The sequence below is a fragment of the Flavobacterium sp. genome, assembly GCF_040382755.1.
In the GTDB taxonomy this organism is placed as follows: Bacteria; Bacteroidota; Bacteroidia; order Flavobacteriales; family Flavobacteriaceae; genus Flavobacterium.
This window is the reverse complement of the sequence record NZ_JBEIET010000046.1, coordinates 1-15135: the sequence shown is the minus strand read 5'-3', so window position 1 is coordinate 15135 and position 15135 is coordinate 1. Positions and strand designations below refer to the sequence as shown.

17 protein-coding genes and 1 pseudogene are annotated in these 15135 nt (G+C 28.1%); 2 read left to right on the top strand and 16 right to left on the bottom strand.

Annotated features, from left to right (window positions below):
- Positions 1–117 precede the first annotated feature (117 nt).
- The 7 genes from ABWO04_RS06085 to ABWO04_RS06055 all read right to left on the bottom strand — a co-directional run bounded on the left by ABWO04_RS06085 (position 118) and on the right by ABWO04_RS06055 (position 6887).
- On the bottom strand, positions 118–1095 hold the full coding sequence (locus tag ABWO04_RS06085; protein WP_353078266.1) for a phage tail-like protein: 978 nt from the start codon (positions 1093–1095) through the stop codon (positions 118–120).
- Positions 1096–1138: 43 nt separating this feature from the next.
- Positions 1139–2764, bottom strand: a complete 1626-nt coding sequence (locus ABWO04_RS06080) for a beta strand repeat-containing protein (protein ID WP_353078265.1) — start codon at positions 2762–2764, stop codon at positions 1139–1141.
- 25 nt (positions 2765–2789) lie between these two features.
- On the bottom strand, positions 2790–3752 hold the full coding sequence (locus ABWO04_RS06075) for a hypothetical protein (RefSeq protein WP_353078263.1): 963 nt from the start codon (positions 3750–3752) through the stop codon (positions 2790–2792).
- Positions 3753–3769: 17 nt separating this feature from the next.
- A complete protein-coding gene (locus ABWO04_RS06070; RefSeq protein WP_353078261.1) occupies positions 3770–4405 on the bottom strand; it encodes a hypothetical protein in 636 nt (211 codons plus the stop codon).
- On the bottom strand, positions 4402–4896 hold the full coding sequence (locus ABWO04_RS06065) for a T9SS type A sorting domain-containing protein (protein ID WP_353078259.1): 495 nt from the start codon (positions 4894–4896) through the stop codon (positions 4402–4404). Before ABWO04_RS06065 ends, ABWO04_RS06070 begins: the two co-directional genes overlap by 4 nt.
- Positions 4897–5334: 438 nt before the next feature.
- On the bottom strand, positions 5335–6120 hold the full coding sequence (locus ABWO04_RS06060) for a response regulator transcription factor (RefSeq protein ID WP_353078257.1): 786 nt from the start codon (positions 6118–6120) through the stop codon (positions 5335–5337).
- On the bottom strand, positions 6117–6887 hold the full coding sequence (locus ABWO04_RS06055; RefSeq protein WP_353078255.1) for a sensor histidine kinase: 771 nt from the start codon (positions 6885–6887) through the stop codon (positions 6117–6119). Before ABWO04_RS06055 ends, ABWO04_RS06060 begins: the two co-directional genes overlap by 4 nt.
- A 465-nt stretch (positions 6888–7352) precedes the next feature.
- On the opposite strand from ABWO04_RS06055, the gene ABWO04_RS06050 reads away from it, so the two are divergent.
- Both ABWO04_RS06050 and ABWO04_RS06045 read left to right on the top strand, forming a co-directional pair.
- Positions 7353–7595: a hypothetical protein gene (locus ABWO04_RS06050; protein WP_353078253.1), complete on the top strand. Its 243-nt coding sequence runs from the start codon at positions 7353–7355 to the stop codon at positions 7593–7595.
- Between the two features lie 206 nt (positions 7596–7801).
- On the top strand, positions 7802–8173 hold the full coding sequence (locus ABWO04_RS06045) for a hypothetical protein (protein ID WP_353078251.1): 372 nt from the start codon (positions 7802–7804) through the stop codon (positions 8171–8173).
- On the opposite strand, the pseudogene ABWO04_RS06040 reads toward ABWO04_RS06045, so the two are convergent.
- The 9 genes and pseudogenes from ABWO04_RS06040 to ABWO04_RS06000 form a co-directional block, all read right to left on the bottom strand.
- A pseudogene (locus tag ABWO04_RS06040) lies at positions 8170–8611 on the bottom strand (exosortase F system-associated membrane protein). The gene ABWO04_RS06045 and the pseudogene ABWO04_RS06040 sit on opposite strands and share 4 nt — an antisense overlap.
- Positions 8604–9167, bottom strand: a complete 564-nt coding sequence (xrtF, locus tag ABWO04_RS06035; protein ID WP_353078248.1) for an exosortase family protein XrtF — start codon at positions 9165–9167, stop codon at positions 8604–8606. Before xrtF ends, ABWO04_RS06040 begins: the two are co-directional and overlap by 8 nt.
- Before the next feature lie 130 nt (positions 9168–9297).
- Entirely contained in the window at positions 9298–10347 is a 1050-nt protein-coding gene (locus tag ABWO04_RS06030; RefSeq protein ID WP_353078246.1) for a hypothetical protein, read from the bottom strand.
- A 424-nt stretch (positions 10348–10771) separates the two neighbouring features.
- The gene (locus ABWO04_RS06025; protein WP_353078245.1) at positions 10772–11422 is read right to left on the bottom strand and encodes a hypothetical protein; all 651 of its coding nucleotides are present in this window, start codon (positions 11420–11422) and stop codon (positions 10772–10774) included.
- Entirely contained in the window at positions 11419–12198 is a 780-nt protein-coding gene (locus tag ABWO04_RS06020) for a TIR domain-containing protein (protein WP_353078243.1), read from the bottom strand. The genes ABWO04_RS06025 and ABWO04_RS06020 overlap by 4 nt, the downstream gene beginning before the upstream one ends.
- Positions 12199–12332: 134 nt before the next feature.
- Positions 12333–12923, bottom strand: a complete 591-nt coding sequence (locus ABWO04_RS06015; RefSeq protein WP_353078242.1) for a TlpA family protein disulfide reductase — start codon at positions 12921–12923, stop codon at positions 12333–12335.
- Positions 12924–13171: 248 nt separating this feature from the next.
- Entirely contained in the window at positions 13172–13540 is a 369-nt protein-coding gene (locus ABWO04_RS06010) for a DUF1573 domain-containing protein (RefSeq protein WP_353078240.1), read from the bottom strand.
- Positions 13541–13587: 47 nt separating this feature from the next.
- The gene (locus ABWO04_RS06005) at positions 13588–14280 is read right to left on the bottom strand and encodes a bacteriocin fulvocin C-related protein (RefSeq protein ID WP_353078238.1); all 693 of its coding nucleotides are present in this window, start codon (positions 14278–14280) and stop codon (positions 13588–13590) included.
- A 629-nt stretch (positions 14281–14909) separates the two neighbouring features.
- Positions 14910–15135, bottom strand: a 226-nt coding sequence (locus ABWO04_RS06000) for a hypothetical protein (protein WP_353078236.1), incomplete at its 5' end; no start/stop codon positions are given.

Here is a 15135-nt window from a genome sequence, read left to right as displayed (position 1 = left end):
CATCCTAAGTATTTATACAGAATATTAACTTCTTAGTACTTACTAGTCAAAAGCAAATCATAAAGCAAATCATAAAGCAATTTCTAAATAGTAAAATAAATACTAATAAATAGAATTTTATTCTGCTACACAACGCACAGAAAAACCGCTTCGGCGACCGAAGTCGATGGATGGGCTCGTATAGCCGCTATCGAAGTAGAGGTTGTAGGCAGCGGCAGTGGAGCTACGCTCGGTAGAACTCCAGTAGTAGCCGATGAAACCACGGTAGTCGAGCGTGCTAGTACTATCGCTACGGTAGCCCGAAGCAGGAAGGTATAAGGAATTGTTCACAATTTTACCTGCACTATAGTTGGTAGAACTGCTGGTATATGTTCCCACATTGCTCCAGTTGGTTTGTGTGTTTACTGGTGTAGTGCTGTAAATGCTTACCCATTCGTTTCGGGTTGGCACACGGTAGCCACTTGGGCAAGGGTCATTAGCCGTTTTTATTGGGGTAGCTTCGGTTACGTTCCATGCGCCATTAGCTGCGGCGGTGGAACTCCAGCTTGCTACAGCTGCATCGTTGGCTTGTCCTGCTATAGGTCCTGTGGGTGCAGCAACAAAACCTTCTGTGCCACTATTGGGTTTGGTTCTGTAGCCATCACCATTGGTATCCACGGGTTTTTTTCCCCATTGAAAATAGGCACCATTTAGCTTCCAGCTGGGTACTAATGGGTCAGCTGTTTCATCAGCGCCTAAGTTATGGCATTTAAATACCAAAATTCCCCCAGTATTAGTCGGTACTGGGCATGTTCTTACTACTATAGCAGTAGCTCCTATGGTGTTAGTCCAACTATTTCCATTATATAATTGCAACTCACCTTTACCACAATCTGTACACCAAACTTGAAGCCCTGCAACAGGAGAATTAATTGCATTTCTTTGTTGTAAAGTCATTCTTGGAGGTAAAAACCCCCTTATGGTACTCTCTACTTCTAAAGCAGCAGAAGGTTGAATTAGTGTAGGGTTTGTGCCAACTTTTTGACTTAATTGTTGCGCCCGACCAAACCAAAAAGTAGCCAGAAAAAATGGTATTATAATTAATTTTCTTTTCATGATTTATCAATATTTTTATGAAATATAATTATATTTTAATAAATTAATTTACCAAATACCAGCTTGTTCCATCAGACTGTATTTTATATTCACCTGGTATGTTTACTTCTGTAAATGAATAACCGTTTGCGACTACTGAAGTACTAAAAATTATTTTATTACTAGATGCATCTGATTTAATTATTGAATATATACGATTTGTAGCTGTAGATGCAGATGGTAAAGTAACAGTGATATTAGAAGACGAAGCATTTACTCGTATAACATTATTAGTATGATCTAAAGAAATATTAGATGAAGTAGTACTTAAAGTAGTAACAGAAATAGGAGTTGCCCAAGTGCCGTCTCCTCTTAAAAATGTTGTAGCTGTTGCTCCTGTAGGTAACTTAGCTATTGTAACGGCATTATCAGCAAGTTTATTTGTAGTTACATTAGCATCTGTAATTTTTACTGTAGTAACGGCATTGTTAGCTAAATCAGAAGCTGTAATTGTTGCATCAGCAATCTTTATAGATGTAACACAATTATTTGAAATAGTTAAAGCACCTGAATTTGCCAACGTTGCATCTGCACTCATCACTACAGCTGAGGCTTGATTACTTGAATTACCAACCCAAAAATTTGTTGAAGTTAATGAAGTATTTACTGGTGAAGCTGTTATTGTAGTTGTTCCACCGAGAGCAACATTAGTTCCATTTATAGTAACAGAGCTATTGGCTAATTGACTATTAGTTATTCCTGCTGTTGAATTAATGTCTGCACTAGTAATCGTTCCATTCAAAATCTTTGAAGAAGTTACCGCATCATTGGCAATAGTTGTAGCATTTGAATTCGCTGCTGCTGTAACATCTCCTGTTAAAGCTGCTCTCTCAAAACTTGTGCCATTTAAGACTGTCGATGGAGAACCTGAGTAAATGGTACCTGCTGTTGGACGTATCCATGCAGTACCGTTATAATATTCCATAATATTATCTGTAGTATTATAACGTGACATCCCAGCAGCAGCTGTCACCGGACGCTGTAATGTGGTTCCAGATGGTAAAGTCATACTAGCTGTTCCTGGTAAAGAAATATTGGTTTCCAACTTAGCACCTGTTATAGCATTATTAGCAACATCTGCTGTAGCAATTGTTCCGTCTAAAATCTTTGAAGAAGTTACCGCATCATTGCCAATTTTAATAGAAGTAATACCTAAATCATTTAAAGATACTACACCTGAAGTTAAAGCTATTGGTGATGTACCTGTAATTGAAACTCCACCTAGGGGTTTCCAAACTCCAGAAAGTACATTACCATTATTTGCTCCATTTGGATTTGAAAAATAATAGTAACCGGGAGTAACAGAAGTTGCTACAGAAGAACGATTACCTGTTGTTAATGTAGTTCCAGTAGCATTATTGTATACTACCATACCATCAAAATAAGTAGGAAAAGTAAAACCATCTGCAAGTGTTAAATCAAAAGCAAAATTAACTAAATCTACAGAAGGAAGAACAATCCCCTTACCAGTATTAGGAGCTGCACCAGCTTCAGTACTAAAAGATGAACTTGCATCTAAAAAAACATTACTATTAGTAATTGTTGAAATTGGGGTGCCGCCGTTTACCGTTATCTGTGCTATAGAGGTAAATGAAATCATAATTGAAAAAAGTAGAAATATCTTTTTCATAATTTGTTATTTAAAATTAATTATATTATTTACCTGAATAAATCCATTTTGTTCCTGACCAAAGAAAAGCACCTCCTCTATATTGATTATTTAAACCTACAATATTTCCAGAAGGAGGAGTACCACCCCAAGAATTTGAGACTGATGAAAAATTGTCATTATAAATATAAATAACTCTTCCAGCATCTGATGGTGTAAAACCAGTACCTGAAGTTGGTATAGTAATAGTTGTACCAGTACCTGTTGTTATGATATAAAAATCTGTTCCAGTAACTGTATAGGAGTTTGCTGAAACAAACGAAACGTTTCCTCTAATGCTATTATAAGTCGTTAGAGTACCATCAGCACCTGCTGGACCTTGTGGCCCTGTTGCTCCTGCTGGACCTTGTGGCCCAACCAAACTAGCTAACCATTGTGCTTCGGTTCCTACAAAACCATTTGTAACCGCTAATTGATAGGCTGATGAACCATTGGTTCCGTTTGTTCCTGCTGGCCCAGTTAAACCAATAGGGCCTTGTGGACCCGTAGCTCCAGTTAAACCAATTGGACCTGGTGTTGAACTTCCAGAATTAGCCGCATAATATGCTAATGGAACATAAGTAAAAGGCTGATTACTAATACCAACAAAATTAGTACAATTTGCATTTACATCTAAATCAACTTTTAAACTTTTGGGATTATTTCCCCAAACTACATTTGAAAATGATGATGCATAACCACCTATTTTCTCTCCAGTACCGATGACTAAATTAACAATTCCATAAGCATCTGTAGAAACTTTATGTGTTTCTAAGTATTCTATTTGATTTGTATGATCAATAATTGCAAATTTTAAACACACTAATTTATTTGAAATAGGTGCGTGTGTATTATCCTGACCAGGTAACTGCTCACCTGAAGGATTTAAAATTAATGCTTGATATGATATTCCATTCTGCGAAAATCCGAAAGTGGAAAATAACAATGCTAAAAATAAACATTTTTTCATTTTATTCTAAGGTTAAATTAATATGTATATTGTAGTCCTAATTGTAATTGATTATTTGTGAAGTCTAACTTTTCAGAAGATTTATTGGAAACATTAAATGCTTTCGAAAACAAATAACCTAAATCAACACATAGATTTCTTGTTAGTTCTAACTTAAAATCCATCCCAATTTCAGGCTGAAGAAAAATTCCTTTAAATTCTTGATATTTTTTCAAATCATAAACAACATTATCAATATATTGTTGTCCATTTAGAATAGTAGAAGTATTAAAGCCAGCTTTCACTTTTAAATTATAAAATCCATCAGGTGATTTTAATACTGATGCATATCCCATGTTTTGAATACCAATATAATTTGTATTCCAAACATATGTATTATTAACATTTCCACCTTTAGCATTAAATTGATTTAAAACTAAACTTGCCGAATATGAAAACTTACTTTCTAAACTACTTTTAGCATCATCTAAAAAAAACTCTACACCAAATTCGTAATTTGAACCGCTAGATCTTTCTAACCCAGAAACAGTTTTACCTAAAGAATTTTTATAATTATAGTTTGTAAAATTTCTTCCTGTTTTTAAAAAAAATTCCTGAGAAATTGCAACATGGCTAATAAACATAGCAATCATAAATAGAAGTTTTGTTTTCATTGTTTTAAAATTTTAGTTGAAAATATATAATTGTTTGAAGTTAGTTTTACAAAATATTCAGCAGTTGAAAGATTATTTAAATTAACTGAAACTAAATTATCTTCATTCTTTAAAACATCAGAATATACAAGCCTACCAAATAAATCAAAAACAACTATACTTATATCATTACCTGGAGATTTAGAAAATGAAAAATTTACTACATCTTTAAATGGATTCGGAAAAACAGTTGTATTGAGAGAAAGAGTATTTTGTTGCATAATTTTTCCCCAATTACTTTGTTGGAATCCTTGCTGAACAGAAATACCATTAGTAGCAGTACCAATTACCGACTGTTGTCCTACAGTAAATGATACAGAAGCAACACTTGTGTTAGAGCTATTACCTCCTTGACAACTAATCATTTGATGATGTAATCTTTGAGCCTGTGAAAGATTACAAAAAATAAAATAAAGCAATAATGCTTTAAAAATTGTTTTAAAATTTATCATTTTATATTTGTTTTTAAAATGCAAAGTTTGAAAGTTTATTTAAAAAAAAGTATACATATCTTGCTACAACTAAACTAATATTGACTATATCTTTTGTTTATATAATCATTAATTACTTTATCTATAATAGAAGTATGGACTTTATAACATTTTTTTTTAGTAATTGCATGACATTTAGTTTTGGTCTTTTTCTTTCATTTTCATTAATTGCATATACATATTTACTACATCAGCTTCATTTATTTTACTGACAATATTTTTATTTACTGAATAGAAATTGGAAAATATTTTATTAATTAAAAACATAATAAATAATTGAAGATAATTGGGGAGAAAATAGATTATTTGATAATTTAAAAAGAAGATTGAAAATATCAAATGAATCCATTATTGATAAATACTATGCTGAAATTTATTTCTTTATTATTTTTAATGCATTTAAAAACTACTTACATCTTGTAAATGAAAATTCAAATTAGTTTTATTTATATTTCTATATTCTTTTGGTGAATATTTTGTGTATTTTTTAAATGTTCTCGCAAAATTGACATAACTTTGAAAACCCAAATCATAAGCTACAGATTCTAGTTTTGTGTTTTTCTTTAGTATCATTATTTTAGCATATTCAATTTTAACCTTTAAAACATAACTGTAAGGTGAAATATTCATTTGAGCTGTAAACATTCTAACAAAATGATGTTTACTCCATTTTGTTAATGAGACTAAATCATCAATTTCAATTTTATTTTCAATATTTTTGTCAATGTAGTTTAAAACTTTTTTAATTAAGTATGTTACATTTTCTGTATCGAATTTATCTATGAAATTATTTAATTCAGTTTTATTATTGCAAGAATTAATAGCAATTTGAACTGTAGTTAATAAATCAACTTTTTTGAATGGCTTTGTAATGAAAGCAAATGGACTAGTTTGAATTATGTCTTGAATTGTTTTTGCGTCATTATATGAGGTTAAATAAATAAACGGTAAACTCAAATCACGCGATAAATAATTTCCTAATTCTATACCAGTCTTTCCTTTTCCTAGATAAACATCAATAATTACTAAATCTGGTTTTAAGATATTTATATTATTTATTGCTGAATCAAAATCTTTAACAATACTTACATTAATATCTATTCTCTCTAATAAATCTTTAATATCCCAAGCAATAAAAAGTTCATCTTCAACAATAAGTATATTAAATTTGTTTTTATTCATCATATATGAAATAAAATTACACACGTAACACCATCATCACTTTTAATCCGAAATTTACCAGACATTTGATCGACAAATAACTTAACTATATCTAAACCAATTGAACCAAATTTTTTAGAATACACGTCAAAACCAACGCCATTATCACTTACCGTTAATATATATGAATTTTCATTTATACTTTTTAATGATATATTTATTTCACCTGACTTTCTATCTACAAATGCATACTTAAAAGAATTATTTATTAATTCATTTATAATTAATCCTAAAGGAATTGCAGTTTCTATATCAAACTCAACCACTTCCATTTTAACTTTATACTTAATATGTTTAATATCAAAAGTTGTATAAATATTATGAATTAAATTTAGCGTGTATTCGTTGAAATTGACTTTTGAAACATCATCACTAATACACAACATTTCATGAATATACAACATAGATTTTATTCTTGTTTCACACTTTTCAATAAATGAATCTATCTGTTGATTTTTAGAAATTCTAGCTTGAATATTTAAGATGCTAACAATTATTTGAAGATTGTTTTTTACTCTATGGTGAAGTTCTTTAAGCAACAATTCCTTTTCCTTAATTGATTTGTTTAATTTACATTGTAAATTACTAGAATAAATGTTTTCTTTAACTATTTTTTTAAATTTATAACCTAAATAAACGTAGGAAACAATGAAACTTAATGCAATGAAAAAGAATATTAACTCTATAATAAATTCAATATTTAAAAAAATATTAAAAAAAAATAAACCCATTTTAAATATACTTTTAATTTTAAACAAATTTACATAATAGTAATATTGATAATTTAAACGTATATTGACATTAGTATACGTTTTTTGTCAAAAAATCAAATTTCGTTTAAAAAAATATCAATTTACGTATATACAAATCGATAATTATATACTTTTTTTATTGCTTAATTATTTTTTTTGCACAACAGAAATAAGTTAATTATCAAATTGTTGCTAAATTAATTGATGCCCCAAATTCAATTAATTGATTGCTTTTCCCAAAAACCTCTAATTTATTTAGTGGTTTTTATTTAAGTAAATTTATTTTCTTAAAAACTTAATAATTAATTTGAAGTCTATACATTTAAATACGCATCATTTAAAAACTTAACCTAATTTTTCAATTGAAGTTTGGTTTCAAAATTTTAATTTAAATCGTGTTTTATCAATTATCAATAATTTCAAACTTTATAAAAGAAAAAAATAATGAAATATAAAAGCGTAAAAGAAATTTTGGAGATACTTTTAGTGAAAAAAAATAACTTCATTATTGAAAAAGAGGAGCAAGAATTATTAATTGAACTACAAATTTTGCTAGCACTAGCTAATAGTAGCAATTCAATTGAAGTTAATTTAGAATGTAATTGTGAACTTGATTGCGAAACAATTGAAGAAGAAGTTGAAATTAATCAATGTTTGGATTGTGGTTTACCATTAAGTATACTTTAATCATTCAATAATTATGAAAAATCTTTTGCATCGACTATCTAAGAAAAAGAAAAAAAATGAAATATACATCAATACAAAAGAAATCATTGGTTTTTATAAACAACTAGTAAAAATGAAGGCTAAAAGGCCTCATATAAATGCTAAAGTACTGCTTAAAAAATGTTATCCAAATATAAAAGAAAAGCTAAATAAAATAATTGAAGACCATGAACGTTCAACTTGTAATTAATCCTTTACATTTCGATTTATTATTTAATAACAAAAACATACGATTTAATATAGAAGAAATTGAATTTATGGAAATTAAGAATAAAATTAATTACATCAGTTTAATTGGTTGCTTTTTAAGTTTAACAGCATTTTCTTTACTATGTATGTTCTACTTAAAAATTAATTATTTCAATTTAATTATACTAAATTTTATTCTATTCTTACTATATACCGATTTTATTTACAAAAAAGTATTTCAAATAAACTTAAAGGTTCATGGTAAGGATTACACACTAATTTTAAATGATGAATCTACTTTTTTTGAGTTTAAGTTTTTATATGAAATATATAACAAACAAATAGATTAGCTAGATTTAGTGTTTATGGTTTTTTGATAATAAAACGCTGGAACAAACAAAAGTAAAAACAAAGGTTGAATAAGAAATCGTCTTACATAGAAAAGAATTACTAAATCTGAATTTGTAGTTAACTCAAGTAAAAAAAAGAAAATCGTTGTTAAAATCACAAAAAAGGATAACAATAAATAAGATGAAAATCTAACTAAAGTCTTTTCTTTAAATACTAAATAAATAATTATAACAGTACAACTACTATTGATTAAATATCTAAAAAACAACCCAACAAACAATTTAAATCCTTCATAATTTGGTATTGTTTTATTTTGTGAAGCCGCATTAAAAAAATCCAAAAAAAGGGTCATAAAACAAATCTCTTTCGTAAATTCTTACAAGAACTAAAATCGCGATGAAACCCGCAATGGCTAAATATTTAATTTTACTATCCATTTTGTTTGTTATTATATGAAAATCTAATTACCCAAAGTATCCAAAGCACAAAAACAACTCCATATATGAATAATGGGAAAACAATATCATGTAAAAATGTGCCATAACTTGGATAGTTGTACAAACCAATTGTCAATAATGAAATTCTAATTATATTTAGAATAAAAATAAAAATTCCTCCAAATAACAAGTAAAGAAAAGTAGTTTTGAACGTTACTGAAAAAGCGACTATAAAAGAAGCAAACAATATAATTACGCTCATCGCATTGCAGCCTTCCACTATTCGAGCAATATAAACCGAGTTATAAATTACTTTATATGAAGGTTCAAATTCATGTTTAATTATTTCACAATTATCACCAAAAAAAACAAGTATTTTCTTAGTTTGACGTGCCACAAAATGAGTAATACCATCAACTTCATTATTTTGAATATGATAATGATTTAAAAAAAACGAATACAGCATTATAGCCACAAAATAGCACACTAAAAACTTTAACAAGAAAGTGAAAAACACCTTGTGCTGCTGAAACATGTTTTTAGGAATTGTATTCATTGTGAATATTGATAATAATATGGGATAACGGTTTGCAGATTTGCGAAGAATGGGTTAAGAAGCACGAATATTCAATTTAGCACTTCTGCCCCAATTTTGCCAAAACCCTGTTAGCACCAGTTTTTATATTTCAGCTATAAAGGTTGTACATAAATCCAGTTATAAAACTCCACACAATATTTTCTTGTCCATTAATTGCTGTTTGTCCATTTTTTGTTTTGCAAATCATTCTCAAAGAAATTTCTTTTTCTAAATAAACGTTATTGTATTTATATTTTATTTTAACTTTAATAACAGAAATTGCTGGTGCTTCGTCTTTTATAGAGATTATTTCATACTCTTTTAATTCTTTATCGGTTAATTCAAATCTAACTTTTCCAGCTTCTTTTCTTAAACTTACATCTTTAGCAATAAAGTAATATTTTTGTTCGGCTATTTTACCGTAATTTTTATTTTGCCAATTTTTTAATAAATTTTCAACTTCCTTTTCAGGACTAAATTTTTTAAAGTCTTCTACTTTTATTTCAGATTGACTTATTTGTCTTGGTTTCCATTCTTTAATTTCTTTCATTAATTGATTAAGTGAAACTTTATGCTTTTGGTAATCATTGATAGTTTTTTTTAACTCGCTTAAACTTTCTCTTAATGTAATTTTCTTTTCAGGAATTGGTGGATTATCTTTTTGTTTTTGTAAAGCTTGCTTCCAATCAAAAATCGCAAACAATGTACACCAACATTTTCCTACTACATATTTATTATCATATTTTAAATCACGACCGTGTAGAATTCCATTTCTGAATGGCAAAAATATTTCATCATCATTTGTTTTTTTTCTGGTTGTATTAAAAATGTCTCTAATTGATGATAATCCACTACTATGTGCAGCTATACTATCCCAAGCAGTTAATTCAGTTGAATCTGTAAAAAAACCTTTGCATTTACTTATGTCGTTTACAATTCCATCAATAATTATTAAAAGTAATGGAACAACAGAATAATATCTTTTTTCAAGCGTATCTTGATAAGCAAGTTTAATTAATTTGTATCTTAAAGCTAGTTCAGGTGAAGTTTTAAAGTGATAAAGTAACCAATCGATTTGTGGCGAAGTAAAATAGTAAGCTAGTTCATTTTCTGCTTCTTCAAAATTATTTTTATCAGCTAGATCAATAGCTTTTTCCATTATTGGAGTGTTCATTGATTCGTGAGCAATCCAACCAGATTTAGAAAAATAGTTGTTAAATTTATCAGGAAGCTGAAGAAAATGTTCAGTTTGTTTTTTTAGTTCAGGTAATTTTGAAAGAGCTTCTTTTAGTTCAGAGTTTTTTGGGCCAAAAAATGAAAATATTTTAATTATGCGCCCAAGCATAGAGAATCCAACAACATCGGTTCGAAGTTTAGAGTAAGATGGATTGTCTGAAATTTTGTCCTTTTGTATCATTTTTTGGTAAACTTACTGCCAACGTTTTGCAGCTACCCGAAGGTGGCGATTTCGAAGCACTTCACTGTCAACCAAGCAGAAAATTTGATAGAAGCACAAAGCTTGATTTAACCACTGAACCGCCACTTTTGGGTAGGTGCTGTTAGCTGCTGCCCTTCTTTCCGTGTTATTTACCTTTAACAAGTTTGTCAAGTTCGTTTGCATAGTCCATTAATGTCTTGTTTACGTCTTTCATTGATTCTACTAAGTTGTCGAAGTCTGCATACTTTGCTTGAATCTCTTGAGGGGTTAAGTCTTTGTTTTCTTCTAGCTTTTCAGCTTTGTCATACCATTTTCTAAATTTCACTTGATATTCTGTAAGGTGTGGTCTCAAAGCGTTATTTAATATCTTTTTAGTCAAGCCAATAAGTGCTGTTGTTGGGTCGTGGTCTTTTAAATAGTTCCCTGGGACAGTTTTAATTTCGTCTCTTATGTTATTAAATAACTTATACCAAGAATCGTAAATTTCAATGATAAAATCATTTTTTTCGTCAATTGGTATTGCAGCTTTGCGTGTTGTTAGTTCAATATGAATTCTATTTGCAATGTATAGATTATCACTGTTTCTCTTGACTTTATATTTTAGTTTTGGAGAGCCTGAAATCTCAACTTCCATTTCGTGCCAGTTAAACCATTTGGGAATGTAATTATTTATTAAAAATGCTACTATTAAAAACAGTAAGCAAATCGAAATAATTAACCAATCGCTTTCAATGGTTAAAGAGGGTTTATTTGTGTAATAAATCCGTATTATCTCAGTATTTGTTGTATCGTTCATTCGCAGGTATTTTCTTGCATTTGTGGAATAGCTTTATTTACAATTTTGTCGGATTCATTTCTTTTGACAAAAGATTTTTCAATATACTGTTGTAGTTTTACTCTATCTTCAGTCCAGTCTTGAAGAATAGCATAACCTGATATTACATTAGCTCGAAGTCTTTGAGGTATTGAGTTAGGTGTGTATTTGTCAGCTCCATAGTTTGGGTGAGAAGGTAAAAAAAGTCCAAGCAACCCTGCATAATTGTCACCAACTTTATAATTTAATGCACCAGATATTTCCCAGTCAACGTGTTTTCTGCACTTTGTTTTAGCTCCAATAAGAACAACCAAAACAGTCGTGACACTTAGGTAATCTTTTTGAATCAATTGTTTTATGTATTCGTCACTTGTATCGGAATCAATATCGCCATCATCTACTGATTTACTCACAACAAGGTCTCCAAAAAGGTTTTCAAATCTTTCTCTATAATCTTGGTCGTCTTTATGGTAAAAACTCACAAAGGTTTTGCGTTTGGTATTATTTTCAGGAAGCGTTTCTGGCCAAGAAAATAAATTGTTGTTGTATGTAAATTGATTACCCCTTGACCACTTTCCTTTTTCATTTCTTTTCAAAACCGAAATTTTAGAGCCTTCATTAGCTCTGTTTACAAGCCAATGTCTTTGTCTTGTTTCACCGTCAGATAAAGTCGTTCCGTCATACTCAAATGCGAAAACGTCACGAATTAATTTTTCGTCATCTTTAAAAGATAGTTTTGTTACAAAATATTCTTTCATATTGTCTCTTTGTCGTCTTTGTTAGGGTTGCAGCTAACGATTTGGGGCTTTGCGAAGGCTGGGATTAGAATTTCAAATGTTCAATTTAGAACTTAGATAGCCATTTTTTTCAAACTGCTTTTAAAGTATGCCTTTTATAAATATAAATATTTAAATAGGTTTAGCGTTTCTATAGTTCCTTTAAATATTATTTTTTTATTTTTTATTACAATTACTGTAGGATATCCATTTATTTCAAGTACTTCCTCATATTTTTTATCAGCAAAATAATTTTCAAAATTCAATTTTTGGTTTTTAAAAATTAAATTTCCCTTCTTAATATCTTCTTTATTTTTATAAATATTGATACTAATAATTTTTGATTTATTAAGATTGAATTTTTGATTTTGAATTAATTCATCTAAATATTTAAATTTTTCTATACAAACGCCACAGTTATTATTCCAAAAATCAATTATAATATATTCATCATTAAATTCTGTAAGATTTATATAATTATTTTTGTAAAAATCATAAATTTCTATTTCTTTAAGATTGATTTTTAATTCATCTATTGAACCAGTATAAGTATTAAAAAAAAGTTTATTTTCTATAATTGTAGGCATAGAATGTGATAGAACAAACGAAATAAAAAGGAATGTAAATAAATAGATATATTTTACTTTCCTCTTAACATTTCTATTAAATATATATCCACCAAGTAGATAAGAAAATAATAAATACAATATGTAAAAATTCCCAATAAAATTAGTATTTGAATATCCTTTAAAATATACTCCAATTATTAATACAACTAAATGAAAACAAAAAACATATAAAATAGGGTAAATAGTTTTAATATTTAATTTTTTTAAAATAAAAGGGAAAAAAATAAATACTAAACCACCCAATAAAATTACAATTTCACCATTGTTTGTTGATAATAAAATTAGATAAATAAGTAACGGTAATAATGATGTAACTATTTTTTTTATCATATAACTGAAGACTTAATTTTTATTATTTCAAATGGTTTTTCTGAATCACTATATATAACAATAGTTTCATTAAAATCACCCTTTTCTTCTGATTTATATGTGATTTTTAATTCAAAAACATCATTTGGTTTTAATGTTTTGGTTGTTTTTAGATTATTATTAATAATACATTTACAAGAAGGTTGAATCTTTAAAATGTTTATACTTGTATTACTTTCGTTATTTATTTGAATATTAATTTCCTTTTTTTCATTAGTTCTTAACTTGCCAATATTAATTTCATTTTTCTCAATTGTCAAAATTTTTTCATTGCAAGAAAAAAATAAGAAGCTTATAAAAATAGTCAAATATTTATATTTTTTCATGATAATATATTTTTAAGCCCGACAATTATCTTGACGGACTTAATTAATTAATAAGAACATCTACCTGTATTATCAGATTCCCAAATACCTAAATATACTTGAACATAACAACCACCTGACGGACAAGTCCCATATTCCCATGATATACCCCAAATTGATATTCCAGTTAATCTTACACATTCTGAATTGCCTTCACAATTACAAGATCTTAATCCTGGACCAGCAAACTTATTTGCAATTATTCCATTGTTTAATTTATCAATTGTTTGATTGATATTCTCAACTTTTGTTAATAAATACCTGCCTTCATTTACACCAAATAAACTAATAGCTTTATTCAAAAAATATTCTTTTCTTGTCGCTTTAAAATTTATTTTTTCATTGTTATTATCATTATTGTCAGTAAATAAAGATACTTTTAATTCTGATTGCAATTCATTAATAAAATTACTTTGAACTTTATTTAAAGAATTATTTTTTTTAAAATTATCTAATTTAAGCATCCAAACACTAAATCTCTGACTTGGATTTAATGTTGCAAAAGCTAAACGTTGTTCCTCTAAATCATTTAATGAAATTATACTTTTATAAATTTCAATATCATTTTGATTTGTTTTATTAGTTATACTTGGATTATTTGCGTTAAGACTTATGTTAGTATCATTTGTTAATTCTTCTTTTTCACATGATAAAACAAAGAACAATGCTAATGCTAATGTTAGTTTAAATAAATTTCTCATATTGTATAATTTACTTGTTTTGCCTACTATTATTTTTGGGTTTCTGTTCGGCTTCTTTTCCCCGTTACAATTTTCCATCTTCTGATTATTAATTTACAAACCGTTGCTTTACATTCTTGAATTCAATCAAAGTTTTTCAAGCAATCTTCCGACAACGTTCAGTCAAGGTTTCAAGTAACTTATTTATATGCTCATTTTTATAGTTCAGTTAAGCAAAGCTATTCTCATATAGTTGTATTTGCTCAAAATTATCATGTTTAATTTTAAAAACTTTAAGCATTATTGCGAAATATTTATAAAAATAAATACTTTGTTTTATAACTACTATACGAAAATTGATATTACCTATCGAAAATTGGCATTATTTTTATGTTTCTACGAAAAACCTTGTATTTTATATATTAACAATCGTTTTTATTAATAATCTCAAATTTAAAGCTAATATTATAAAGGGGGAAATTTATTTATGTAGAATGATTTCTACAGAAGTAAAGAAGTGGCATTTAATTGAAAAACGAATTAAACACTTTTTAGGATGGTTCATATAAAATAAAATTACAAATAGTTACGAATCGATTTGAATCGATTCGTAACTATTTGTAACTATTCGTATTGATTTATATTGATTTTCAATCTAGTTTCTTCTTTTGTTTTTTGTTGTTGCTTGTATGAATCAGTGCATAAGTCAAAACACCTCCTAATACTATCATTAATAAAAGTGGCTTCCAATTGTTTTTTACATAATTGTCAAATAATTTTGTTGGAGAATTTGGCTGAGTTGGAATATCATGGTTTACTTGTTCATTAAATAATTTAGTTGGCAAATTTTCATAACCACCTTCAAAACTCATTTTT

Excerpts from the sequence above, each read along its gene's own strand:
- ABWO04_RS06085 (WP_353078266.1), bottom strand. The coding sequence starts at position 1,095 with ATGAAAAGAAAATTAATTATAATACCATTTTTTCTGGCTACTTTTTGG.
- ABWO04_RS06080 (WP_353078265.1), bottom strand. The coding sequence starts at position 2,764 with ATGAAAAAGATATTTCTACTTTTTTCAATTATGATTTCATTTACCTCT.
- ABWO04_RS06075 (WP_353078263.1), bottom strand. The coding sequence starts at position 3,752 with ATGAAAAAATGTTTATTTTTAGCATTGTTATTTTCCACTTTCGGATTT.
- ABWO04_RS06070 (WP_353078261.1), bottom strand. The coding sequence starts at position 4,405 with ATGAAAACAAAACTTCTATTTATGATTGCTATGTTTATTAGCCATGTT.
- ABWO04_RS06065 (WP_353078259.1), bottom strand. The coding sequence starts at position 4,896 with ATGATAAATTTTAAAACAATTTTTAAAGCATTATTGCTTTATTTTATT.
- ABWO04_RS06060 (WP_353078257.1), bottom strand. The coding sequence starts at position 6,120 with ATGATGAATAAAAACAAATTTAATATACTTATTGTTGAAGATGAACTT.
- ABWO04_RS06055 (WP_353078255.1), bottom strand. The coding sequence starts at position 6,887 with ATGGGTTTATTTTTTTTTAATATTTTTTTAAATATTGAATTTATTATA.
- ABWO04_RS06050 (WP_353078253.1), top strand. The coding sequence starts at position 7,353 with ATGAAATATAAAAGCGTAAAAGAAATTTTGGAGATACTTTTAGTGAAA.
- ABWO04_RS06045 (WP_353078251.1), top strand. The coding sequence starts at position 7,802 with ATGAACGTTCAACTTGTAATTAATCCTTTACATTTCGATTTATTATTT.
- xrtF (WP_353078248.1), bottom strand. The coding sequence starts at position 9,167 with ATGAATACAATTCCTAAAAACATGTTTCAGCAGCACAAGGTGTTTTTC.
- ABWO04_RS06030 (WP_353078246.1), bottom strand. The coding sequence starts at position 10,347 with ATGGAAAAAGCTATTGATCTAGCTGATAAAAATAATTTTGAAGAAGCA.
- ABWO04_RS06025 (WP_353078245.1), bottom strand. The coding sequence starts at position 11,422 with ATGAACGATACAACAAATACTGAGATAATACGGATTTATTACACAAAT.
- ABWO04_RS06020 (WP_353078243.1), bottom strand. The coding sequence starts at position 12,198 with ATGAAAGAATATTTTGTAACAAAACTATCTTTTAAAGATGACGAAAAA.
- ABWO04_RS06010 (WP_353078240.1), bottom strand. The coding sequence starts at position 13,540 with ATGAAAAAATATAAATATTTGACTATTTTTATAAGCTTCTTATTTTTT.
- ABWO04_RS06005 (WP_353078238.1), bottom strand. The coding sequence starts at position 14,280 with ATGAGAAATTTATTTAAACTAACATTAGCATTAGCATTGTTCTTTGTT.